General features: G+C 40.4%; 22 protein-coding genes. 13 read left to right on the top strand and 9 right to left on the bottom strand.

What is annotated here, in order from left to right; translation table 11 throughout:
• The first annotated feature begins 2 nt into the window (after positions 1–2).
• The 7 genes from ACXACJ_RS17200 to ACXACJ_RS17170 all read left to right on the top strand — a co-directional run bounded on the left by ACXACJ_RS17200 (position 3) and on the right by ACXACJ_RS17170 (position 9,168).
• Positions 3–533 (top strand): NADH-quinone oxidoreductase subunit J family protein, encoded by a 531-nt coding sequence (locus ACXACJ_RS17200; protein WP_475135648.1) that lies wholly within the window; start codon positions 3–5, stop codon positions 531–533.
• A complete protein-coding gene (gene nuoK, locus ACXACJ_RS17195) occupies positions 523–825 on the top strand; it encodes an NADH-quinone oxidoreductase subunit NuoK (protein WP_475135647.1) in 303 nt (100 codons plus the stop codon). Before ACXACJ_RS17200 ends, nuoK begins: the two co-directional genes overlap by 11 nt.
• Positions 822–2,960, top strand: coding sequence for an NADH-quinone oxidoreductase subunit L (nuoL, locus tag ACXACJ_RS17190; protein WP_475135646.1), 2,139 nt, complete (start codon positions 822–824; stop codon positions 2,958–2,960). Before nuoK ends, nuoL begins: the two co-directional genes overlap by 4 nt.
• A gap of 4 nt (positions 2,961–2,964) precedes the next feature.
• Positions 2,965–4,680, top strand: coding sequence for a complex I subunit 4 family protein (locus tag ACXACJ_RS17185; protein WP_475135645.1), 1,716 nt, complete (start codon positions 2,965–2,967; stop codon positions 4,678–4,680).
• Between the two features lie 8 nt (positions 4,681–4,688).
• Positions 4,689–6,191 (top strand): NADH-quinone oxidoreductase subunit N, encoded by a 1,503-nt coding sequence (locus ACXACJ_RS17180; RefSeq protein WP_475135644.1) that lies wholly within the window; start codon positions 4,689–4,691, stop codon positions 6,189–6,191.
• Between the two features lie 9 nt (positions 6,192–6,200).
• Positions 6,201–8,093, top strand: coding sequence for an amidophosphoribosyltransferase (locus tag ACXACJ_RS17175; protein ID WP_475135643.1), 1,893 nt, complete (start codon positions 6,201–6,203; stop codon positions 8,091–8,093).
• A gap of 181 nt (positions 8,094–8,274) precedes the next feature.
• Positions 8,275–9,168 carry a phytanoyl-CoA dioxygenase family protein gene (locus tag ACXACJ_RS17170; protein WP_475135642.1) on the top strand — a complete coding sequence of 298 codons (894 nt, stop codon included), beginning with the start codon at positions 8,275–8,277 and terminating at the stop codon, positions 9,166–9,168.
• A 105-nt stretch (positions 9,169–9,273) separates the two neighbouring features.
• Here ACXACJ_RS17170 and ACXACJ_RS17165 read toward each other — a convergent pair whose 3' ends face one another.
• Together ACXACJ_RS17165 and ACXACJ_RS17160 are read right to left on the bottom strand one after the other, a co-directional pair.
• Positions 9,274–9,600, bottom strand: a complete 327-nt coding sequence (locus ACXACJ_RS17165) for a HesB/IscA family protein (RefSeq protein ID WP_475135641.1) — start codon at positions 9,598–9,600, stop codon at positions 9,274–9,276.
• Positions 9,600–10,010 (bottom strand): hypothetical protein, encoded by a 411-nt coding sequence (locus ACXACJ_RS17160; RefSeq protein WP_475135640.1) that lies wholly within the window; start codon positions 10,008–10,010, stop codon positions 9,600–9,602. The genes ACXACJ_RS17165 and ACXACJ_RS17160 overlap by 1 nt, the downstream gene beginning before the upstream one ends.
• A gap of 116 nt (positions 10,011–10,126) precedes the next feature.
• Between ACXACJ_RS17160 and mce the strand changes: the two genes are divergently transcribed.
• The 3 genes from mce (at position 10,127) to thiL (ending at position 12,132) form a co-directional block, all read left to right on the top strand.
• A complete protein-coding gene (gene mce, locus ACXACJ_RS17155; RefSeq protein ID WP_475135639.1) occupies positions 10,127–10,528 on the top strand; it encodes a methylmalonyl-CoA epimerase in 402 nt (133 codons plus the stop codon).
• A gap of 48 nt (positions 10,529–10,576) precedes the next feature.
• Positions 10,577–11,017 carry a putative signal transducing protein gene (locus tag ACXACJ_RS17150; RefSeq protein WP_475135638.1) on the top strand — a complete coding sequence of 147 codons (441 nt, stop codon included), beginning with the start codon at positions 10,577–10,579 and terminating at the stop codon, positions 11,015–11,017.
• Between the two features lie 80 nt (positions 11,018–11,097).
• Positions 11,098–12,132 carry a thiamine-phosphate kinase gene (gene thiL, locus ACXACJ_RS17145; RefSeq protein WP_475135637.1) on the top strand — a complete coding sequence of 345 codons (1,035 nt, stop codon included), beginning with the start codon at positions 11,098–11,100 and terminating at the stop codon, positions 12,130–12,132.
• Here the strand turns inward: thiL and ACXACJ_RS17140 are convergent.
• Positions 12,129–12,896 carry a J domain-containing protein gene (locus ACXACJ_RS17140; protein WP_475135636.1) on the bottom strand — a complete coding sequence of 256 codons (768 nt, stop codon included), beginning with the start codon at positions 12,894–12,896 and terminating at the stop codon, positions 12,129–12,131. The two genes, thiL and ACXACJ_RS17140, sit on opposite strands and share 4 nt — an antisense overlap.
• Before the next feature lie 56 nt (positions 12,897–12,952).
• Between ACXACJ_RS17140 and ACXACJ_RS17135 the strand changes: the two genes are divergently transcribed.
• Positions 12,953–13,873 carry an aminotransferase class IV gene (locus tag ACXACJ_RS17135; protein ID WP_475135635.1) on the top strand — a complete coding sequence of 307 codons (921 nt, stop codon included), beginning with the start codon at positions 12,953–12,955 and terminating at the stop codon, positions 13,871–13,873.
• On the opposite strand, the gene ACXACJ_RS17130 is transcribed toward ACXACJ_RS17135, so the two are convergent.
• Positions 13,870–14,163: a hypothetical protein gene (locus tag ACXACJ_RS17130; protein WP_475135634.1), complete on the bottom strand. Its 294-nt coding sequence runs from the start codon at positions 14,161–14,163 to the stop codon at positions 13,870–13,872. The genes ACXACJ_RS17135 and ACXACJ_RS17130 overlap by 4 nt on opposite strands.
• A gap of 62 nt (positions 14,164–14,225) precedes the next feature.
• Positions 14,226–14,591: a hypothetical protein gene (locus ACXACJ_RS17125; RefSeq protein WP_475135633.1), complete on the bottom strand. Its 366-nt coding sequence runs from the start codon at positions 14,589–14,591 to the stop codon at positions 14,226–14,228.
• A gap of 214 nt (positions 14,592–14,805) precedes the next feature.
• On the opposite strand from ACXACJ_RS17125, the gene ACXACJ_RS17120 reads away from it, so the two are divergent.
• Positions 14,806–15,735, top strand: a complete 930-nt coding sequence (locus tag ACXACJ_RS17120) for an alpha/beta hydrolase (protein WP_475135632.1) — start codon at positions 14,806–14,808, stop codon at positions 15,733–15,735.
• A gap of 44 nt (positions 15,736–15,779) precedes the next feature.
• Here ACXACJ_RS17120 and ACXACJ_RS17115 read toward each other — a convergent pair whose 3' ends face one another.
• A complete protein-coding gene (locus tag ACXACJ_RS17115) occupies positions 15,780–17,036 on the bottom strand; it encodes a cystathionine gamma-synthase family protein (protein ID WP_475135631.1) in 1,257 nt (418 codons plus the stop codon).
• A 149-nt stretch (positions 17,037–17,185) separates the two neighbouring features.
• Here ACXACJ_RS17115 and ACXACJ_RS17110 point away from each other — a divergent pair, with 149 nt between their 5' ends.
• Positions 17,186–17,659, top strand: a complete 474-nt coding sequence (locus ACXACJ_RS17110; protein ID WP_475135630.1) for an Lrp/AsnC family transcriptional regulator — start codon at positions 17,186–17,188, stop codon at positions 17,657–17,659.
• 120 nt (positions 17,660–17,779) lie between these two features.
• On the opposite strand, the gene ACXACJ_RS17105 is transcribed toward ACXACJ_RS17110, so the two are convergent.
• The 3 genes from ACXACJ_RS17105 to ACXACJ_RS17095 all read right to left on the bottom strand — a co-directional run bounded on the left by ACXACJ_RS17105 (position 17,780) and on the right by ACXACJ_RS17095 (position 21,257).
• The gene (locus tag ACXACJ_RS17105; protein ID WP_475135629.1) at positions 17,780–18,190 is read right to left on the bottom strand and encodes a DoxX family protein; all 411 of its coding nucleotides are present in this window, start codon (positions 18,188–18,190) and stop codon (positions 17,780–17,782) included.
• A 40-nt stretch (positions 18,191–18,230) separates the two neighbouring features.
• Positions 18,231–19,043 carry a tetratricopeptide repeat protein gene (locus ACXACJ_RS17100; protein WP_475135628.1) on the bottom strand — a complete coding sequence of 271 codons (813 nt, stop codon included), beginning with the start codon at positions 19,041–19,043 and terminating at the stop codon, positions 18,231–18,233.
• Positions 19,044–19,184: 141 nt separating this feature from the next.
• On the bottom strand, positions 19,185–21,257 hold the full coding sequence (locus tag ACXACJ_RS17095) for a hypothetical protein (RefSeq protein ID WP_475135627.1): 2,073 nt from the start codon (positions 21,255–21,257) through the stop codon (positions 19,185–19,187).
• Positions 21,258–21,354: the final 97 nt, after the last annotated feature.

The following is a 21,354-nucleotide window of genomic DNA, read 5'->3' as shown; positions in this document are numbered from 1 at the left end:
GCATGGAGATCACCACGATTGTTTTCTATGTTTTCTTGGCTTTAACAGGGCTTTCGGCCTTGTTTATACTCTTGTCGAAAAATATTTTGTATTCGGCATTTGCGCTAATCGTTACATTTCTAGGCTTGGCAGGCATTTTTGTTTTTCTAGGAGCTGAGTTTGTAGCCATTACTCAAGTGCTGGTGTATGTTGGGGGAATTTTGATTCTTATCGTCTTCGGAATAATGTTGACCAATAGGCTGAAATCTACCAAAGTAGAAACCGAAGTTTACAATAAGTTTTTTGGGATTTTAGTGGCTGTTGGGCTTTTCTATATTTTGGCGAAGGCAATTTCTATGACCGATTTTGAAGGCATGAACTGGATTCAACAAGCTTCCGAAACGGCTCCTTCTAGCGTAAAGAATTTAGGTTTAAAAGTAATGACGGACTATGTGCTGGCTTTTGAGGTTATCGGTATTTTGCTATTGATAGCGCTGATTGGAGCGGTTCGTATTGCAGGAAATACAAGAGAGGAGGTTGAGGATGCCGCTTAATACGCTGTTGCTTTTGGGGGCGGCTTTGTTCTGCATTGGTGTTACCGTAGTGATTACACGCAAAAACGCCATAGCGGTTCTTATTGGCGTAGAGCTGATGTTGAATGCAGCGAACCTCAATTTAATTGCTTTCAGCAGTTTTGATGTGTTTCAGCTTCAAGGTCAAATATTCTCTCTTTTTGTCATCACTGTAGCTGCGGCAGAGGCAGCGGTAGGTTTGGCCATTGTGGTTAAAGTTTATCAGCATTATCAAACTGCCGACTTGAACAAAATCAACGATTTAAAAGGATGATGGAGTTTAACGATATCGTTGCCGTTACGGATTTCAATGCCTCCATTTATTGGATTGTCATGCTATTGGCGCTTCCAATTTTTTCGTTTTTTACTTCTACCTTTCTTAAAAATAGAGCTCCGTTTTGGGCTACGACTTTGTTAGCCATAAACACTGTTTTGGCAGTTTTTCTGGCTATTCAACAATGGAATGAACCTGTCTCTACGCTGCGCGGAGCATGGTTTTCAATAGGAAGTACACAGCTCACATACGCTTTTATGCTCGATCATATGGCGTTGATTATGCTGGTGATTGTGAATTTTATTTCGCTTTTGGTGCATTTCTTCTCTATTGAATACATGCGTCACGATAAGCAGAAGGCTCGATATTTTGGGCTGCTAGGCCTATTTACATTCTCCATGTTGGGCATCGTTCTTTTCTACGACTTGCTCTTCATTTTCATTTTCTGGGAATTGGTTGGGCTGTCATCCTTCCTTCTCATTGGTTTTTGGTTCGAAAAGAAATCCGCTTCGTTGGCGGCAAACAAGGCCTTTATCATGAACAGAATCGGGGATTTGGGCTTTTTAACGGGCTTGATGATTCTTTACGCTCAGTTTCAAACTTTCGATTTGGAAGGCATCAAATCGCTTACCATGCTTAGCGAAATTGAAGACGGTAACTGGATTGTAGAGTTTATGCGAAATGGCGAATTGGTAAGAAACAGCCTTGATGGGAGGTGGCTTAGCGCAGCAGGCATCGCTCTTTTCTGTGGTGCTGTAGGTAAGTCTGCTCAGTTTCCATTGCAAGTTTGGCTTCCCGATGCCATGGAAGGCCCAACTCCAGTTTCAGCCTTAATTCACGCGGCAACTATGGTGGCTGCGGGTGTTTTTATGATTTCTAGAATCTTCGTGATTTTAGATGCTCAAGCTTTAGAGGTTGTGGCCGTTGTGGGAGCAGTTACTGCGTTTATGGCTGCCGTTGCTGCGCTATCTCAATTCGATATCAAAAAGGTTTTGGCATATAGTACTATTTCGCAGTTGGGCTATATGGTTTTGGCCATGGGCGTTGGAGCTTATTCTGCCGGCTTATTCCATTTGGTAACGCATGCGCTATTTAAAGCAGGGCTTTTCTTGAGTGCAGGAGTGATTATTCATCAGCTTCATCATTTAGAAAATGAAAATGTGAAGTTCGATCCTCAGGACATGCGTGTGATGGGCGGCTTGAGAAGGTTTATGCCCGTAACTTTCACTTGTTTTTTACTTTGCGCATTGGCTTTGGCTGGTCTTCCTGGCTTTTCAGGTTTCCTCTCAAAAGATGCTATTCTGTTGAATACAGCGGTTTGGATCGATGAAAAAGGCGGAGGATTCTACTTTATAGAACTTTTAGCTTTTGCTACGGTTCTGCTTACGGCTTTTTACACTTTCAGAATGATTTTCTTAGTGTTTACGGGCGATTTCCGTTTGCCAAAATTGGTTGAAAAACCAGCTTCGCTAAGAACTTTGAAGGATGGAAATTTCTATCTGAAAATTCCTGTAATCATTTTGGGAATTGGGGCTTTGAGTTTGGTTTTCGGTTTTACCATGGTAGCCGAAGAAACATGGTTTAACAAAGCCATTCAGTCGCCCATTTTCTTAGTGCCTCAATCGTATGCCGCTTTTAATTTGGCCGATTTGCCTCACATTTATTTCGAGCATTTGCATCTGCCTGTCACTTTGATTTCGATTGGTTTGGCTTTAGCTGGCCTCATTACGGCTTATGTGTTTTATAAGCCAGGAGCAAAGTTTTCAGCTACATTTGCCGAGAAAAGAGAGCCTGTAAGTGGCTTGAGGCAGCTGTCATTTTACCATTGGTATCAGAATGAACTTTATGAAAAGGTGATTCTGAAAGCGATTTTAGTTAAGGCAAAATATATGGCTTGGTTCGATAGAACCGTGGTGGATGGTTTTGTGAATTTTATGGCTCGTTTTCAAGTGGTGTTTGCACACATCATCGCTTGGTTCGACAGAAATATAATCGATGGATTCGTACATTTGACCGCCTATACAAGTGGTCGGGTAGGGCAACTTACCCGTTCGGTGCAGTCGGGCAATGTTCAGGTATATATAATGGCTGCATTGGCTTTTTTGGTGCTAATGCTTCTATGGCTCATATTCTGAAGTAATGGGAGAGAACCTTTTAACATACATCATTTTTACGCCTCTGATTGGGGTGTTAATTATTCTGCTTTTACCGCAAACCAAAGCGCATATTTACCGCTGGGTTACGTTGGCGGCAACTGCAGCTACTTTGCTTTTTTCGCTTATGGCGGTTGTCCACTTCGATTCCAATGTAGAAGGACTAACCAATAGCGAAGCACAATTGCAATGGGTTCAAAAAGCCGAATGGTTCAGTGTTGAATTAGGTTCTCTGGGTAAATTTTCAGTCGACTATTTTGTTGGGGCCGATGGGCTTAATATTACCATGCTGCTTTTGGCGGCTATCGTAATGTTCATTGGAGCCATATCTTCATGGAATGTAGAAAGGAAGCGCAAGGGCTATTTCAGTTTGTATTTGCTGCTTACCACTTCAATTTTTGGCTGTTTTGTGGCGCTAGATTTCTTCCTTTTTTATCTCTTTTTCGAGTTTATGCTTCTGCCTATGTATTTCCTTATTGGAATTTGGGGAGGGCCGAGAAGAGAATATGCCGCTATCAAATTCTTCCTTTACACGCTTGTAGGCTCCATTTTAATCCTCATCGTGATGATTGGGCTTTACAATTCGGTTTATGATCCGGTGAAGGTTGGGCTTGAAGCTGGAATTATTGAAAATGCTTCGGAAGCTAGCACTGGCGTAATCGAGCAAATTCAGGCTCAAGTGCAAAGAGGAGATATTCCTGAAGATCAAATCGTAAAATCCTTTAATATGATTGGCATGGCCGATCAGCAGAATTATTTGCCAGATTCATTTTTGGGAAGAAATAGTTTCGGGGAAATCTTTGGTCAGTCCGCCCGATGGATGGCTTTTCTGGCTTTGTTGGTTGGTTTTGCTATAAAACTTCCTGCTTTTCCATTTCATACATGGTTACCCGATGCTCACGTAGAAGCGCCCACTCCAATTTCTGTGGTTTTGGCAGGTATTCTTCTGAAAATTGGTGGTTATGGAATGATTAGAACCGCATTCAGTTTCTTCCCCGATAGTGCCTATCATTATTCGTGGCTCATTGGTTTCTTCGGAATGCTGTCTATCATTTACGGAGCTATGAATGCGCTTGCTCAAAAGGATTTGAAGAAATTGATTGCCTATAGCTCAGTTTCGCACATGGGTTTTGTGCTGCTTGGTTTGGCCGCCATGACGGTGGAAGGCGTAACCGGAGCGATTTACCAGATGTTCTCTCACGGTTTGATTTCAAGCATGCTCTTTTTAGTGGCTGGTGTGATTTACGATAGAACTCACGATAGAATGATTGAAAATTATGGTGGCTTGGCTAAGCAGATGCCAAAATACACGGTGATTGTGACCATCGCATTTTTTGCGTCTTTAGGCTTGCCGGGGTTCTCGGGCTTTATAGCTGAACTGATGGTGTTTATAGGTGCCTTCAAGTCTTCAAGCGTAATTGGAGCCATTCCATACTGGATGGCAGTTGTTTCCACTTTAGGTTTGGTTTTAGGAGCTGGTTATTACCTCTGGACTTTGCAAAGAATGTTCTTTGGCAAGTTTTGGGTAAAAGAAAGAGCTTGGAAAGAAAGTCTTTCAGACTTGAATGCCAGAGAATATTTGATGTTCATTCCGCTCATTATTTTGATTCTTTGGTTCGGAATTTATCCAGCTACCATTCTCGACCTGATCAATAATTCTGTCGAAGGTTTTACTCAACTTTTAAGTCAGGCGGTTGAATGATTCCATTGATGCAGTCAAATATGGTTTTGGAGCTCAAGGATAAAATTGCTCAACTATCTGCTGATTTGGTGGGTTTAGCACCAGAGTTCATTTTGGTGATTACGGCCATTTTACTCCTGCTTTTCGATTTACTTTTTAAGGAAAAGAAAAGTGTCGGTATTGCTGCCATTGCTTTTGTTGGCCTGGCTTTTACTTTGGTTGTATTGCTTGCAGGATGGGAATCTGTTTTGTTTCCTCAAAAACTGATGAATGGCCTCGTGCAGTCCGATAGAGGTTCATCGTTCTTCAAAATATTGATTGCTTCAGGAGGTTTGTTGTCCTTGTTGCTCATGCAACGGTCGCCTAACCGACATAAGTTCTTTAAAAGTAGCGAACCACTTTTGATGCTTCTTGGCCTAATGTTAGGAGCTTTTTTAATGACTATGGCCAGCAATCTTCTTATGGTTTATGTGGCTGTGGAAGTGGTTTCTATTTCTTCTTATTTGCTTACGGGTATTTTCAAAACCAAACGAAATTCAGAAGCTGCTATTAAATATTTGCTGTTCGGGGCGGTGGCTTCGGCCGTTATGCTTTATGGCATGAGCTGGCTTTATGGTTTTACCGGAACGCTGGATTATAGCTCAGAAACCTTTATCAATGGTATTTCGCAGGTGGCGATTCTACCTTTGTCATTGGCTTTGATTATGACGCTTGGAGGGTTTCTTTTCAAATTGGGCGCATTTCCTTTTCATATTTGGTCGCCCGATGTTTATCAAGCTTCTCCAACTCCTGTTGTTGCCGTTTTCTCTACTATACCCAAATTGGCTGCGCTTACACTTATCTTTCGTTTTGTCGGTCAGTTGGATGTAAATCTGCTCGATTGGCAGCTTTGGCTAGGTGTGACCGCTATTGCGAGCATGACGGTAGGTAATTTTTCTGCCCTTTGGCAAAAAGATGTTAAAAGAATGCTGGCCTATTCTTCCATTGCACATGCCGGATTTCTATTGGCTGGTGTTTTGGCATATTCGGAAAGTGGCGAAAAAGCGGCCATGTTTTATGCTGCGGTTTACCTGTTCATGAATTTCCTTGCTTTTCTTCTTGTTCAAATTTTTGAAGGAAAAGAAGGAGATGCTTCTCTAGATAATTTCAGAGGAATGGGACAGAAACTGCCCTATTTCGGAGTATTGGCCATTATTGTGATGATTTCCCTTACTGGACTTCCACCTACTGCGGGTTTCAATGCCAAGCTGTTTGTGTTTTCCGCTTTGTGGGAAACTTACCAGTTCAATGGATCTTCAATTCTGTTGTGGGTATTCATTATTGGCCTTCTCAATACTGTTGTGGCGCTTTTCTATTATTTGAAAGTGCCTTTTTATATGTTCTTTAAAAATCCGATTAATGAAATCGGAACTCCAAAGGGATATCGTATAGATAAAATATATGGCACTATTATTACTATTCCCGTGTTACTCTGGTTCTTTAAATCAGATTGGTTGTTGAACATTTTGAATAGTATTAACTTTGTCTTTTGAGGCGAATAAATGAGCGAGCAGATTAAACACGAGTGCGGGATTGCAATGATCCGCCTTCGAAAACCACTACAGTACTATATCGATAAGTATGGTTCGGCTACTTACGCGGTAAATAGGCTCTACGTGATGATGCAAAAACAGGCTAACCGCGGTCAAGACGGGGTTGGAGTGGCAAACATCAAAATCGGGGTCGATCCGGGTATCAGGTACATCAGCCGCTACAGAACCATAAAACCCCAACCTATAAACGACATTTTCGATAAAATCGGGAAGAAGTTTGAAAAGGCTAAAAAGAAACCGGGATATAATCCAAAAGATGCCCAATGGCTGAAGGATAATATGGGTTTTACTGGCGAAGTGTGGATGGGGCACTTGCGTTATGGTACTCACGGCAAAAACAGTATTGAAAGTTGCCATCCCTTCTTAAGGCAAAATAACTGGAGAAGCCGAAACCTTGTAATGGCCGGAAACTTTAACATGACCAATGTCGATCAGCTTTTTGATCTTCTGTTAGGTCTAGGCCAGCATCCGAAAGAAAAAACAGATACGGTGACCGTGATGGAAAAGATCGGCCACTTTATTGATGAAGAAAACCAACGCGTTTTCGATAAATACAAAAAGAAAAAATCAAACGCAGAAATCACCGATATCATTGAAAATGAAATGAATCTTCAGCGCGTACTGAAGCGTTCTTTCAAAGATTTTGACGGTGGGTATGCTATGGTGGGTATGTTGGGCCATGGAGCTTCCTTTGTGGTTCGCGACCCAAATGGAATCCGACCAGCCTTTAAGTACATTGATGAGGAATTCATTGTTGTAGCTTCGGAAAAACAAGCTATCAAAGCGGCTTTCAATGTTAATTATTCTGATATTACCGAAATTGAGCCAGGTCACGCCCTGATTGTGCATAAAAATGCAGAGTGGGACGAAGTTCCAATTATGAAAAAACGTGAGTTGAAAGCATGTTCTTTCGAGCGTATTTATTTCTCAAAAGGTACAGATCCAGAGATTTATCAGGAAAGAAAGGAACTCGGAAAACTGCTTATTCCTCAAATTCTGAAAGCAGTTAATTTCGATCTTAAAAACACGGTTTTCTCATACATTCCAAACACCGCTGAAATTTCATTCTTAGGAATGATGCAGGGCTTGGATGATTACCTTTTGCAGAAGAGAAAGGATATCATTATCGATGGAAAACCTCATATCGATGATGTTGAGGAGCTTTTGAGTTTTCAACCTCGGGTAGAAAAATTGGTAATAAAGGATGCTAAACTTAGAACCTTTATTGCCGATGATCAAAGTCGCGATGAACTTGTGGCCAGCGTTTACGACACTACTTATGAAGTAATTCGAAAAGGTGTAGACACGCTTGTCGTTATCGATGATTCTATTGTAAGAGGAACAACTTTAGAGAAGAGTATTTTGAAGATGCTCGACACTTTGGAGCCTAAGAAAATTGTAATTGTTTCTTCTGCACCTCAGATTCGTTACCCCGATTGCTACGGTATCGATATGTCTAAAGTGAAGGAGTTTGTGGCCTTTAGAGCTATGCTCGCATTGCTTAAAGAAAAGTATGGTGAAGACAATGAAGAGCTGGAAACTGCCTATCACAAGGCTTTGGCCAACTTTGGTTCTAAAGACCAACAGAACTACTTAAAAGAAGTTTACGACCAGTTTACAGATGATGAAATTTCAGCCAAAATCGCTGAGATTGTTCGTCCTAAGGAAATGAAAGCGGAGTTGGAGGTAGTTTACCAAACAGTAGATAATCTTCACAAAGCATGTCCTGGAAACTTAGGTGATTGGTACTTCACTGGCGATTACCCAACTCCTGGTGGAAATAGAGTAGTGAATAAGGCCTTTATGAACTTTATGGAAGGAAAAGAGATCAGAGCTTATTGATATAAGTTTTTGGTTAAAATAATATTGAAAGGACAGTTCAGCAGAACTGTCCTTTTTTATGGAATTATAAATTCCGCTCCTTATTTGTAGAAATCTTATAGAGCCTTTTATCTATTTTTTTCAAGCGTAATTTGTTTTGAATTTGTAGCTTGAGGCATTCACTTTTTCCAAGTTTTTTTAGATGAGTAAAGAATTTTTTGACAAGAATGGCTACCTGTTATGGCCAGAATCATTGGCGCCTGAAATGCTGTCAAGATTGCAGCAGATTGCCGAAGAAATAGAAGAAGATGCCATGTCTGCCTATCATAAAGATGTACAGTTACATGGAGCTTGTGTGGTGGAAGATGCCGTAGGGCCAAGATTGATGCGCTACGATGATCTTCATTTTAAGTATACGGAAGATTTAAATCGACTTCTGGCTTCTCCTTCAGTGCTAAAGTTGATCAGAACACTTTGTGGACCCACTGCAATCATTTTGCAAGCGGATTTGCTCTTCAAGCATCAACATCCACATCCTGTAATTAAATGGCATCAAGGGGCGCCAAACGATCCTGCTCACAATTATTTAAACATAGGTGTTTATTTAGATAATGCCGACCTCAACGATGGCTGCCTACGTTACGTGCCAGGCACTCAGCATGAGTTGCAAAATATTGATGAAGTTGAGCGAAAGTTCGGTTGGAATCCTCCAAATGTGGTACAGGTTCCTGCAAAGGCGGGCAATGTAATGGTTCAAGAAATGATGGTGCTGCACAGTTCAGAACCTAAGCGTTCGCCAGGGGCTAGGAGAACTATATATATTGAAGTAAGGCCTTACGAAGCCGTAAAAGAAGATGCCAAGCAAGATGAGCGCTGGATTGAGTTACGTAGACTTTGGATGGGCAAAATCCTGGAATATGATGAGAATGATATTTTCTCAGAAGAGGAGAAGGCGTTTTTTAAGGCTGAAGAAGAACAAAGCATAGAAACTTTGATGCAAGAAATAACGGATCATCATTGTTCGCCAATTCCTGCCGTGTACAATTGGCAAGATGTGCAGGGTCCGGATTATCCAGTTCCTGCCGATTTACTATAAGCACAAAAAAGGACTGTCCCAAAATTTAGATTCCATCATTTTGAATTTACTTCTCAATGAATGCTAAACTTCAGGACAGTCCCTGTTTGTTTCTAATATTTCTTCTTAAACAGAGAAGCTTTCTCCGCATCCGCAGGTTCGCGAAGCATTCGGGTTAATAAACTGAAAGCCTTTTCCATTAAGCCCGTCCGAAAAATCAAGAGTGGTGCCCAATAGATAAAGCAAGCTTTTTCTGTCTACTAAAATTTTAATGCCTTTATCTTCAAAGATTTCGTCTTTTTCCTTGATTTCAGAATCAAAATCAAGATCGTACATCAAGCCAGAACAGCCTCCACCTTGAACGGCCACTCTAATGTTGTGGTCGTTAGTTTTGCCTTCTTTGGCACGAAGCTCATATATTTTTTCTTTTGCTGAATCTGTTACAGTTATCATTATGCCACAGGATTAAGTACTACACTAAATACAGTAATGGTGTTGATGTCCCTACCATAATAAAGCTTATCGAGGGCATCATACATATTACCAGCCCGGAAATACGAAGTGTGAAGTTCATTTTCGCCCTTGGCAATCCACTGAATGGTGTAAGATTGGTACTTGTCTTTGTACGATCTTACATATTCCATCATTTTCCTTAGCGCATCCAACTTGTCTATTCCTATTTCAGAATGAAAAAGAAACGACTGATTGTGCCTTGGGTTAATGGTGATTAGGTCGAGCTTGGTTTTGCCTTCGTTTTGTTGAAATTCAAAACTCAACTCACTGCCCTTAATGCTCAAGTAGCTTTCTATTTTTCTTTGAAGCTTTACACTTTCAACATGGATGTCGGTTCCGGTACCGGTCATACTCATAATTTTTTTATACTACCCAAATACGATAATTTGGGATTGGTTAGGAAACAGGGCCTTTGCCCATAAAGTTTCCGCTTAATTTACAAAGATAGTTAATCATTCATTAATCTATGCGCAAGATTGAACACATCGGCATCGCTGTTAAGGATTTAAATAATTCAAATGACCTTTTTGAGAAGCTTTTTGGCGAAGCTCATTATAAGATAGAAGAGGTTTTGTCTGAAGGCGTGAAAACCTCTTTTTTTCAGGTAGGCCCAAATAAAATTGAACTGTTGGAAGCTACCAATCCAGATAGCCCCATTGCAAAATTTATTGAGAAAAAGGGAGAAGGCATTCACCACATTGCTTTTGATGTGGAAGATATTGAAGCGGAAATTAAAAGATTAAAGGCAGAAGGATTTACCGTTTTGAATGAAGTACCCAAAAAAGGAGCCGATAACAAACTCGTTTGTTTCCTTCATCCTAAAACTACCAATGGAGTATTGGTTGAGCTTTGTCAGGAAGTGAAGTAGCTCAAAATGATTTCAATAAAGCCTAGATTTCCTTTCTAAATTAAATCAATGCCAAAGTTCATAACTGTGGCTGTTTTCACTTATCCCCAAGAGGCGTATGTGGTTAAAAGTCGGTTGGAGGCCGAGGAAATACCCTGTTTCCTAAAAAATGAACTGACTATTCAGTCCGATAACTTTCTTTCCAATGCCATTGGCGGTGTTCAACTTCAGATCCCAGAATCCTTTATTGAACAGTCATTGCCTATTTTAGAGGAATTTGGATTGGTTTCGGCCGAAGTGGCTGAAAATACAAGAGCGCATTATAAGGCAGAAACGAATGAAGAAGGGGCACAAGTTTGCCCAAACTGTGGTTCAGATAATATTTCGATTGAAAAGAGGGCAGGTTCGTGGTTTGTTGGGATTCTTTTGTTGGTAGGCATTCCTTTGCCCATTTACAGCAAGAAGATTCATTGTTTCGACTGTTATACTGATTCCAATTTAAAGAAATAAAAGCCAAATTCATCCGAACCTATTCGGCTTAGAACTTCAAAACCGAAAGCTTATCTTTGCAGCTTATTGAGCAAAAGCATATGTCAGAAAAGAGAACAGAATTATCGGAATTGGGAGAATTTGGCTTGATCGAAAAGCTTGCTGAAGGCATAGAACATCAAAATGAATCTACCATAACTGGTATTGGCGATGATGCTGCCGTGATGAAAAATGGCGAGAATTATGGCCTTTTGGCTGCTGATATGTTGATGGAAGGAGTGCATTTCGATTTGTCATACGTGCCTCTTCAGCATTTGGGCTATAAAGCCATTTCTGTAAACGTAAGCGATATTGCAGCCATGAATGGCCGTCCTGAACAGGTTACGGTTTCTTTAGGCTTGAGTAATCGTTTTTCTGTAGAAGCTGTGGAAGCACTTTATGCGGGAATGAAAGCCGCTGCCAAGGCTTTTCAGGTGGATATTGTAGGTGGTGATACCACCACATCTCATAGTGGCTTGGTTATTTCTGTTTCTATTTATGGAACAGTGGCGAAAGAAAATGTAAGCCATAGAAAAGGAGCAAAAGAAGGAGATATTCTTTGCGTTACGGGTGATTTAGGAGCTGCTTTTGTAGGACTTCAGGTTTTAGAAAGAGAAAAGCAGGTTTTTCTGGCAAACCCAAATGCCCAACCCAAATTGGACGATTATCAGTATTTGGTTCAGCGCCAGCTGAAACCTATCGCTCGAATGGATATTATTCACGAATTGGCCGAGTTTGGAGTGGTGCCAACTTCCATGATCGATATTTCGGATGGGTTGGCCTCAGAATGCTTGCACCTGAGCAAGAACTCGGGGGTTGGTATTCAAATTTATGAAGACAAATTACCTATCGACAGACAGACTTACGAAACTGCTGTTGAATTCAATTTAGACCCAATTACCTGTGTTTTGAATGGGGGTGAAGATTATGAATTGCTTTTCACCATAAAACAAGAAGACTTCGAGAAGTTAGAAAAGCACGAGGATATTCATTTTATTGGCCATACTCAGGCATTGAGCAAGGGTAATACGTTTGTCACCAAACAAAACAATGTGGTCGAGCTTAAAGCTCAAGGTTGGAACCACATGAAAGGTTAGGCAAATTTCACAATTAAGATTAATAGAATACTTAAAAATGCACCAATTAAGGCGCAATTGAACTTTCTTTCTGGGCGCTCTTTCAAAAAAATGGCGCCTAAAGCCAAAAGTGCAGTAACAAAAGCAAGGCCATACATAAGTGGCGTAATTCCGCTTACGCGAATGAATGTCTTCGCTTTAGCCGATTTGATATAAGTGTTTTTGTAAATCCAGCTCTGCTTAACATCAATAAACTGATGGCTTGTTATCCAATCGGAGTTGTTGGTAATAGTGAAGTTTAAATGCGTAGTTTTTACCAACATTTTAGCATTTTGGGGAGTCTCTTTGTTGGCTTTTTGCCACCGTATTCCTTCGATTTTTTCGTGTTCATAAATATTGTGAGAAAAGAAATCGAGAAGAAAACTTAGGGTGAATATCAAAATGAGAGCCCCAAAGAAAGTTGTGCCTGTTCTAAATTGATTGTAATCAAGTGGCTCCTGATATTCATAATCAGAGTATTCTTGACTGTAATGCTGTTGAGGCGTTTCGTAAACGGTTTCATCAGGAAGAGGAACAAAAACTTCATCACTGTCATAATTCATTCTTGCGATAGGATCGCTCAACACTTCGTAAGCTTCGGAAAGCAATTGAAACTCCAAAAGTGCATCTTCGCTAGGATTCACATCTGGATGTAGCAAAAGCGCTTTTTGCCTGTAAGCTTTTTTTATCTGCTCTTGGCTGGCGCTTTCATCAATCCCTAATATTTGATAGTACTCTTTTGGCATTGTAGAATCTCAATCAGCGGTAATCTTCTTCGAAAGAAAATCTAATCTATCTGTTTTTGAAAACAGAAAATAGTGGCTTTCAACTTTTCTTTAAACAGCATCAGCGATTTATTAGCATCTTTACAGCATATCAATTCAGAATGGAGCCCATACAATTTTTCAATGGCCAATTTGTAGCTACTGAAGCCATTAGTTTTTCAGTGAAAGATGTCGGTTTGTTGAGAGGCTACGGCATTTTCGATTACTTTAAAGCATATCACGGGGTTCCTGCTTTTTTAAAAGATCACCTCGACAGATTTGAGAATTCAGCTCGAACAGTAGGGATTGAAATTCCTTTTTCCCGGACTGAAATTGAATCGGCTATTCTGCAGATTTTAAAGCATAATAACTTTGCGCTATCAGGTGTAAAATTGCTTTTAACGGGAGGAGATTCTGAGGATGGTTTTACCCCCGGAAAACCGAATTTTGCCATCATCAACACGTCAACATCTGAGGCTCCAGCACAATGTTATTCTGACGGTATTAGTTTGATGACCTATCAGTTCACCAGAGAAATGCCCGAGGCCAAAACGCTTGGATATGCCACTGCTGTTCGTTTACAGCCTCAATGGCAAAAAAATGGCCATACAGATGTGCTCTATCACGATGGCGAATTCATCAGTGAAGTTTCTCGAAGCAACATTTTCTTAATTTCATCAGATAAGCTTATCACCAATCACGATGGAGTTTTGCCAGGCATATCACGAAAGAAAGTGCTTCAACTGGCTGGTGAAATGGGGCTGGAAACCGAAGTGAGACCTATGAAATTGCAAGAGCTATTGCATGCCGATGAGGCTTTTATTACCAGCACTAATAAAAAGGTGATGCCTCTGGTAAAGCTAGATGAGCATATAATTGGAAATGGAAAAGTAGGGGAGAAAACAAAATTGCTTATGGCCGCTTTTGATGCGCTTTTAAGTAAAGAAACTGAGCTTTAGGCTTCAGTCATTTCAAAACCAATTACATCTAAAAGAATGTCCATGATTTGAGCAGGAAGCTGCTTTTCAAATTCTTTATAACGGTAATTGATTACGTGGCCATCTTCAAGCTGAAAGGCAATGCGCCCTGTTTGTGCCTTACTTTCAAAAATCAGGATTTCGAGAACGGTGTTATCGATACCATTGCTATAGGTGTTGTTGATTCGCCAATGCAGGCCTTCTTTCATGTCGGCCAGCTTCATCAGTAAGCCCCTTACTATAGCAATGTTCTCTTCCGCAATTTCTCCCATAAGTGAATATAAGCCTACTTGATTTAATATTTAGAAGAGAAAACGAAGAATTTTACGATTGGTTATTGTTCTTCCGGGTAGGGTATAAACAGGAAATTTGTGAAATCGTGATCTACCACAAACAAACAGCAGAACTCATCAGGGTCTTTGAATGCAGCTTTAAAGGCCTCTTCGCTATCGATTAATTTGCGCTGCAAAAATTCATCGAGGTAAGTGATGTAGTAGTTCCAGTTGGTATTCAGCTCTTTTCTTTCAATCAAAAGTTGGCCGATAGAGATTTCTACTTTAGAGATTGGGAAAATTGGATACTCAGAAAACCCACGTTTTTTCACCTGATAGGCGGCTTCTTTTAAGGTTTCTGATACCGCTACAAAATCTTGGGTAATTGTACCCAAATATTTACCATTCAACTCCGGATCGTTCTGCATGGTGCAAATTTAAACTTTAACAGTTGTGGATTCAAAAGAATAAGAAGGTTTGAAAAATGATTGCCAAAGGCGTTTCTTCTTATTTCTATTTTAGTAACATTTCATAAATAATTTACCCTATATGAATTTATCAGTGGATGGAAATCTTCTTGCCGCTTAATGCTGAACTAAGGCCAAAAGCTTTAACTTGAAATGAACATTTTTTACGCTTCCTATGGAAAACAAAAGATTACTTACGCTTCTTTCGCTAGTCCTGCTTTTCTGTGCAATGACTGCAAAAGCCCAAACCAAAATCCCGATTTGGCCTGATCAAATTCCCAACCGAGTGGAGTTGGATGAAAGGGAAAAGGTCACAAATAATGATATCATTTGGATTGAACGAATTCAAACTCCTGAATTGGAGGTTTTTCTTCCTCCGATAAGAAAACGAACTGGAGCGGCAGTGCTGATTTTTCCTGGAGGTGGTTACGCGGGCGTTGCTTACGATTGGGAAGGAACCGATTTGGCCAAATGGCTCAATTCGCAGGGAATTGCGGCCTTTGTTTTGAAGTATCGAGTTCCACTTTCCGAATCCGTAAAAAATAAGGAATGGGTTCCTTTGCAAGATGCTCAGCGAGCTTTGCGCATAATTCGGTCTCGTGCTGAAGAATGGAAGGTGAATAAAAGCAGCATTGGTGTGATGGGATTTTCGGCTGGTGGCCATTTGGCTTCTACGCTGGGGACACATTATGATCATAAAATCCCATTTATGAAGGATGAAGTTGAAAAGGAGAGTGCCAAGCCTGATTTTCTGATGTTAATGTATCCGGTAATTTCTATGCAAACGAAACTCACCCATATGGGCTCTCACGATAATTTGATTGGGAAATCGCCTAGTAAAGAACTCACCGATTTATTCTCAAATGAGCTTCAGGTAAATAGAGAAACCCCTCCTACGTTTTTATTGCACGCCACTGACGATGATGTGGTGAAAGTAGAAAACAGTTTGGCTTTTTATGAGGCTTGCCGAAAAAATGGTGTAGAAGTAGAAATGCATATTTTTCCTCATGGAGGACATGGTTTTGGTTTGGGTACGGGCAATTCTTCTTTAGAGCAATGGCCTGATTTGCTTCTTCAATGGATTAAAGGCTTGGAGAATCATTGAAATCACTCACCCTTTTGCGGTAATAAGGATGAGTGATTTTGATTTTATTTTCCGGAAGAAACCTGATCTAAAGCTTGGGAAACGTCCCAAATGATATCCTTTTCGTGTTCCACACCAATGGAAAGGCGAATCAGACTAGGTTTAATATTGTATTTCAACCTGTCTTCTAATGGAACACCAGCGTGCGTCATGCTTGCCGGATGTTCTGCCAAAGATTCAGTGCTGCCTAAGCTTACGGCTAGTTTCATAAGTTTGAGGCGATTTAAGAATTGGAAAGCTTCTGCTTCGCCTCCTTTAATATCGAAAGACACCATCGCTCCGGTTCCTTCGCATTGTTGGTCAAAAATGCGTTGCTGCTCAGCATCTTCTAACATTCCCAAGTAGTAAACCTGCTCAACTTTTTCGTGGTTTCTCAGAAATTCAGCTACCTTTTTAGCATTCTGTTCCTGAACGTTCATTCTGGCTTTCAGAGTTTCCAAGCTTCTCATCAAAAGCCAGCCTGTCCACGGGCCAGCCATATTGCCAAGGAAGGTGCGCATTCCTTTTACGCGAGTCATTAAGCTTTTGGAACCTAAGCAAGCCCCAGCAATAACATCACTATGGCCTCCAATGTATTTAGTGGCCGAATACAATACTAAATCAGCACCATGTTTAAGCGGATGTTGCCAGAGCGGCCCCATATAAGTATTGTCCACAGCTACTAATGTCTGCTTTTCTTGGGTAGAAAATTGATTAGCTAATCGTTTACACATCTGTAAATCGATAAGCGCATTGGTTGGGTTGGCAGGGGTTTCTACATAGATCATAGAGAGCTTTACATCGCCTTTCTCCTTAATTCTATCCAGAATGTCTTCTTCGCTATCATGAGCATCGAAAGCAATAATATTAATGCCAAAGCGAGTAATAATCTGTTCAATAAAATGGCTAGTTCCGCCATAAACGGGTTGGCTGTATAATAAGGTGTCGCTAGGATTTAGAAATTCTAAAAGCACGGTTGTTATAGCAGACATGCCGCTTTCAAAAACAGCGCAGTCTTCGGCTCCATCCCAAAGGGTGAGTCTATTTTCAAGAATTTCCAGATCAGGGTTGTTCAGTCTGCTGTAGATAAGACCTAATTCTTCCGATTCTTGTTTTTCGCGCAAGCCATAAGCCACCTCGAAAAATGCTTTACCGTCTTCGGCAGTTTTAAACACAAAAGTGCTGGTCTGAAAAATGGGGCATTTGATGGCGCCTTCGGAAAGTTCGGGTTTATAGCCGTGTGACATCATCAGGCTTTCGGGTCGAAAATGTGCTAAATCCATGGTGTTTTTTTCTTCATAAGTTAGTTGAGATTTCTCTCTATTCTTTTGAAATAACCGTCTGTGGAAAACAAACCTGATTAAAGAAATTTTATAGAAAAAACTTCTGATCTTCTTTTGCCGTAAGGGTTTTAGAGGAAAAAAATACTGCCATGGAAATTGATCAAATAGACGCTACCATACTAAAATTGCTTCAGAAGGATGCAAAGCGAACAACCAAAGAGATTGCTTCGGAACTTGATTTAACAATAACTCCTGTTCATGAGCGGATTAAAAAATTGGAGAAAAATGGTTTTATCAAGCGCTATTTGATCGAAGTAAATAAGGAAAAGATTGGCGCCAATATGGAGGCTTTTTGTTGTGTCTCTTTAAAGAATCATGAGCAGGCTTATATAGAACAATTCGAGAAGGAGGTTCAAGAATTAGATGAGGTTTTGGAATGCTACCACGTTGGGGGCACTTTCGATTATTTATTGAAAGTTTTGGTGCGTGATATGCCTGAATACCGAGCTTTTATTTCGATTAAGCTGGCCGGTTTGGATAACATTGGCAATGTACAAAGCATGTTTGTGATGGGAGAAGTAAAAAACTCAGGCCATATTCCCGATCAATTTTTTGCCAAGTAGCGAGGCTTTTCCCTGAGTGTGCGAAGGATTTAATTCCGAAAAACTAATTCCTTCGCAAAGCTCAAAGAGAGAATAAATTTGAATTGATGTCGAGTCAACTCGGGCTAAGCAAAAGCTTACTTAACCGAATAGTTTTTTATCGATTGAATATTTGCCTGGACCGGTAATCAATAGCGCTACATAAGCAATCAGGTACATTACAGCCACTTCTTTTTTGCTTACAGGATCGGCTCCATGAGCTACAAATACGATCACCGCCATATTAATAATCAGAGTAATCAGAGCATAACGGCTTATTAGGCCCAAAATGAGTAGCACTGAGCAGAGAAATTCGGCCAAAACAACAAGAATGAAAGAGATTTCAGGCCCTAAACCGATTGGGTCCCCGAATTCTAAGTTACCCGCCATAAGCTTTTGAAACTTAGGGTAGCCATGCATTAACATGGTAAGGCCGATTCCAACTCGTAGTACTAAAAGGCCAAAGCTTGTGGAGGCATTGGCACTGCCAACTTTAAGTAATTTTTTAAACATAGCGCTTCTGGTTAATCACCTTAAGCAACAGAATAAGCTATTATTTACAAAACTCTTTTATGTATTCGGCAGCCATTTCATCGTCTAATTTTTTCGCAGTTTTAAAATCCTCACAAGCATCTCCTAATGTGTATTTTGGGGAGTTCAATTTGGTGATGCCTCTTCTAGTAATGGCTTCAGCATAATCGGGATCCAGTTTAACGGCTTTATCGAAACATTCCATTGCGGCATCCCAATGTTCATAATTGAAGTATATCGCACCCTTGTTGAAATATGGAACGGCCAATTGGGGTGCTAAAGAAATTGCTTTATCAAAATCATCCATCGAACTATAAAGAGCACCGCCTCTTGCAAAAGCTGCTCCTCTGCTGATTAAAGCCTGTACGTTATCGGGTTCTTTTCTTAAAACCAGAGTGAGGTCATCAATAGCCTTCGCGTTTTCACCTAACTTTACATAAGCCCTTCCTCTAATGTCCAAAGCCTCAAAGTTATTGGGCTCTGCATAAATCAAGGCATTCATGTCAATAACAACCCCCTTATAATCCTGAAGCTCAAAAGAACACTTAGCACGAGCGAGTCTTGCCAGATTGTCATTTTTATGAAGGCGAATCATTTTTGTGAAATCATCATACGCACCTTGATAATCTTCCATTTCCTGCTTTGCCCTTCCTCTATTGTAAAGTGCAATGGCATTGTCTGGTTCAAGTTTTATTACGCGATCATAACTAGCAGCAGCGGCTTTAAAGTCACCAGCCTGATAGAACATATCCGCCTCTTCTTGAGTAGCTTCCATGGAACAAGCAGAAATAAATGCTAAGGCAAGGAGTGAAAAAATTAGGGTTTGAGCTTTCATAGCTACAATTAAACTAATCCATTAGTTTAATGCACGGTTTTTAACCAAATTTTTAGTTTTCAATAAGATTAATTCTTCAAAAAATAAGTAAAAAGAAAGGAGTGGCTTTTCCGAAGAAGAGAACGGCCTTCTTTTCCTGAATTAATAGCTACCGTTGTATTTTCTAATAAACCATTCGGTTGAAACTAGGGCAAGTAGGAATAACAACAACCATGGGTTATTAATGATGGACTGAAGCTTTTCGTCAGAACGGGTGATGGGTTTGGCGTTCATATTTGCGAAGTAGGCTTCTGCATTGTTCAGGTTTTCCCAAAGGAAAAATTCACCTCCTGAATTTTTAGAAATGTTTCTTAATAGCTGATGATTGGCTGTGAGGTTAATATTTTCCAAATCCAGTTTTTCTACTGAAAATGTGCCTTCAGCTTTTTCTCTTTTCCCGTTGACAGTAGCCGAAGCCTCAAAAGTGTATATTCCAGCTTCTAAGCCAGAAACCTTAAAGGTGTTGCCTGCACCATTTACATAGTTGAAATTTTGTGTTTGGCCTTCGGCATTTGTAATGCTCAAGTCTACATTGTAATCGTAAACTTTTTCGAAAAGCTCATTGTAAATCTCGGTTTCAAACTCTATCTGCTCATTGTCGAAATAGCGATTTTGACTTGTGTTTACACGAAAGTTTCTTTTATCATCTTTGGTGGCCAAATATTGAATTAGCTTTCCAAATAGGCCTTCAAACATTTTTCTGTCGTTGTAAAGCCCAAATTCTTGAAGTCCCCATTTCCAAAATCCAGCACCTGAGAAAACAGCAGATTTTTGATCGTCACCATTATAAATGCTCAGCAACGGACGGTTCGTAGTGGCAGAACCGATACGTTGATAAAGTAAAACGGTGGCTTGTGTTTTGAATTCGAACTGACCGTAAGGAGCTGCAATAGGTGGGTAATCTACCATCCGCCTTATTAAGCTTTCATCCATTTCGAAGAGCTCGAAATTTGGATTGAAATTCGGCCCTACATTGTCCGATTGGCCAGCATTATTATAGATGATAACAGGGTTAGCTTCGTTTATCATGCTTAAGCTGCTGCTTCCTGTAATGAAAAATGTATTGGTGTTTTTTGTCCAACTATCCAGCCAGTCCGGTAAATCATCGAATGTTGGCAATTGGTGCAATACAATAAGATCGAATGGGCCTTCGGGAATTTCTTTTGCAACGCCATCGATGTAAACCACGGTTTCCGTGCCTTCATTTTTATCAATCACACTTTTTAATGCTTTGATATCGGGATGAGGAGCTCTTGCAGCGATCAAAATTCTTTGCTTGCTGTCAACCACTTCCAGAAAAGCTTGGCGCGTATTGTTCTGAATCGAATTTTCGCCTTCCATTCCCACAACTCTAACCTGATAGGTTTCGATTCCGACTTCATTCGCATCAAGAATAAATTCAACCGAATTAATTTGCTCATCACCTTTTAGGGTGAAGCTCTGCTCTTGAAGTACATTTCCATTTTTCAGAACCTGAACGGTTATTTTTTCGCCTACATAGCCATTGTTGAAAACTTCTGCCACAAGTGGAAAGCGATTGCTTTCGTAAACAATCTTGTTGTAGTTGATGCTTTTTAAGCTCAAATCCTGAGCTGGAATTGTATCGCCCATGCCAACGGTAACAATCGGGAAATTGAATTGGGCAAATTGCGGAGAAAGGCCATAATTATGAATGCCATCGCTGGCTAATAGAACTCCTGCCAAGTTTTGCTGCTCATAATCTCGACTTATGTCTTTCAACATAGATTCCAGATTTGTGGCCTTTAGGTTGAAATTCAATTCGTCAGTGTTGTCCAAATAGCCTTCTAAGTTTCGAAGCCTCACTTCATAGCCTTCATTTTCTAGGCTTCTTGAAGTTTGTGCAAACTGCAATTTGATTTGCTCAAAATTGCTGGAGTCGTAAGTGGCGGGAATCGAAGCGGAATTATCGACAGCCAATACCACAACAGGCTTTTCATCAAAAAAGGTAACCTGGTTTAAAAGAGGGCCTAAAAGCAAAAAACAAAGCACAGAAACCAGAATGAACCTGAGCACAGCCAAAAGCCGATTAGTGTTCTTACTCCAAGGTGTTTTTTTTGAGTACAATAAATAAGCATAAACTCCGCCCGCTATCAAGCAGAACAAAATGAACCAACTTGGCGCATCTGTTTTAAGAAGTAAGCTCGAAATTATCAAAAGGGCTGTAGTTTAGGGTTTGCTTCGCCATTTAAAGAGCAAAGTCTGCTTTTTAAACTCCATTGCTAACGTGGAGTCCTTTAAATGGTTAGCGTCT

The sequence above is a fragment of the Roseivirga sp. AWQ4_251 genome (genome assembly GCF_056158225.1).
Note: the sequence above shows the minus strand (reverse complement) of the source record. Positions and strands in the feature narration are given on the sequence as shown.

Coding starts and splice junctions, on each gene's coding strand:
- ACXACJ_RS17200 (WP_475135648.1), top strand. CDS start 3: ATGGAGATCACCACGATTGTTTTCTATGTTTTCTTGGCTTTAACAGGG.
- nuoK (WP_475135647.1), top strand. CDS start 523: ATGCCGCTTAATACGCTGTTGCTTTTGGGGGCGGCTTTGTTCTGCATT.
- nuoL (WP_475135646.1), top strand. CDS start 822: ATGATGGAGTTTAACGATATCGTTGCCGTTACGGATTTCAATGCCTCC.
- ACXACJ_RS17185 (WP_475135645.1), top strand. CDS start 2,965: ATGGGAGAGAACCTTTTAACATACATCATTTTTACGCCTCTGATTGGG.
- ACXACJ_RS17180 (WP_475135644.1), top strand. CDS start 4,689: ATGCAGTCAAATATGGTTTTGGAGCTCAAGGATAAAATTGCTCAACTA.
- ACXACJ_RS17175 (WP_475135643.1), top strand. CDS start 6,201: ATGAGCGAGCAGATTAAACACGAGTGCGGGATTGCAATGATCCGCCTT.
- ACXACJ_RS17170 (WP_475135642.1), top strand. CDS start 8,275: ATGAGTAAAGAATTTTTTGACAAGAATGGCTACCTGTTATGGCCAGAA.
- ACXACJ_RS17165 (WP_475135641.1), bottom strand. CDS start 9,600: ATGATAACTGTAACAGATTCAGCAAAAGAAAAAATATATGAGCTTCGT.
- ACXACJ_RS17160 (WP_475135640.1), bottom strand. CDS start 10,010: ATGACCGGTACCGGAACCGACATCCATGTTGAAAGTGTAAAGCTTCAA.
- mce (WP_475135639.1), top strand. CDS start 10,127: ATGCGCAAGATTGAACACATCGGCATCGCTGTTAAGGATTTAAATAAT.
- ACXACJ_RS17150 (WP_475135638.1), top strand. CDS start 10,577: ATGCCAAAGTTCATAACTGTGGCTGTTTTCACTTATCCCCAAGAGGCG.
- thiL (WP_475135637.1), top strand. CDS start 11,098: ATGTCAGAAAAGAGAACAGAATTATCGGAATTGGGAGAATTTGGCTTG.
- ACXACJ_RS17140 (WP_475135636.1), bottom strand. CDS start 12,896: ATGCCAAAAGAGTACTATCAAATATTAGGGATTGATGAAAGCGCCAGC.
- ACXACJ_RS17130 (WP_475135634.1), bottom strand. CDS start 14,163: ATGGGAGAAATTGCGGAAGAGAACATTGCTATAGTAAGGGGCTTACTG.
- ACXACJ_RS17125 (WP_475135633.1), bottom strand. CDS start 14,591: ATGCAGAACGATCCGGAGTTGAATGGTAAATATTTGGGTACAATTACC.
- ACXACJ_RS17120 (WP_475135632.1), top strand. CDS start 14,806: ATGGAAAACAAAAGATTACTTACGCTTCTTTCGCTAGTCCTGCTTTTC.
- ACXACJ_RS17115 (WP_475135631.1), bottom strand. CDS start 17,036: ATGGATTTAGCACATTTTCGACCCGAAAGCCTGATGATGTCACACGGC.
- ACXACJ_RS17110 (WP_475135630.1), top strand. CDS start 17,186: ATGGAAATTGATCAAATAGACGCTACCATACTAAAATTGCTTCAGAAG.
- ACXACJ_RS17105 (WP_475135629.1), bottom strand. CDS start 18,190: ATGTTTAAAAAATTACTTAAAGTTGGCAGTGCCAATGCCTCCACAAGC.
- ACXACJ_RS17100 (WP_475135628.1), bottom strand. CDS start 19,043: ATGAAAGCTCAAACCCTAATTTTTTCACTCCTTGCCTTAGCATTTATT.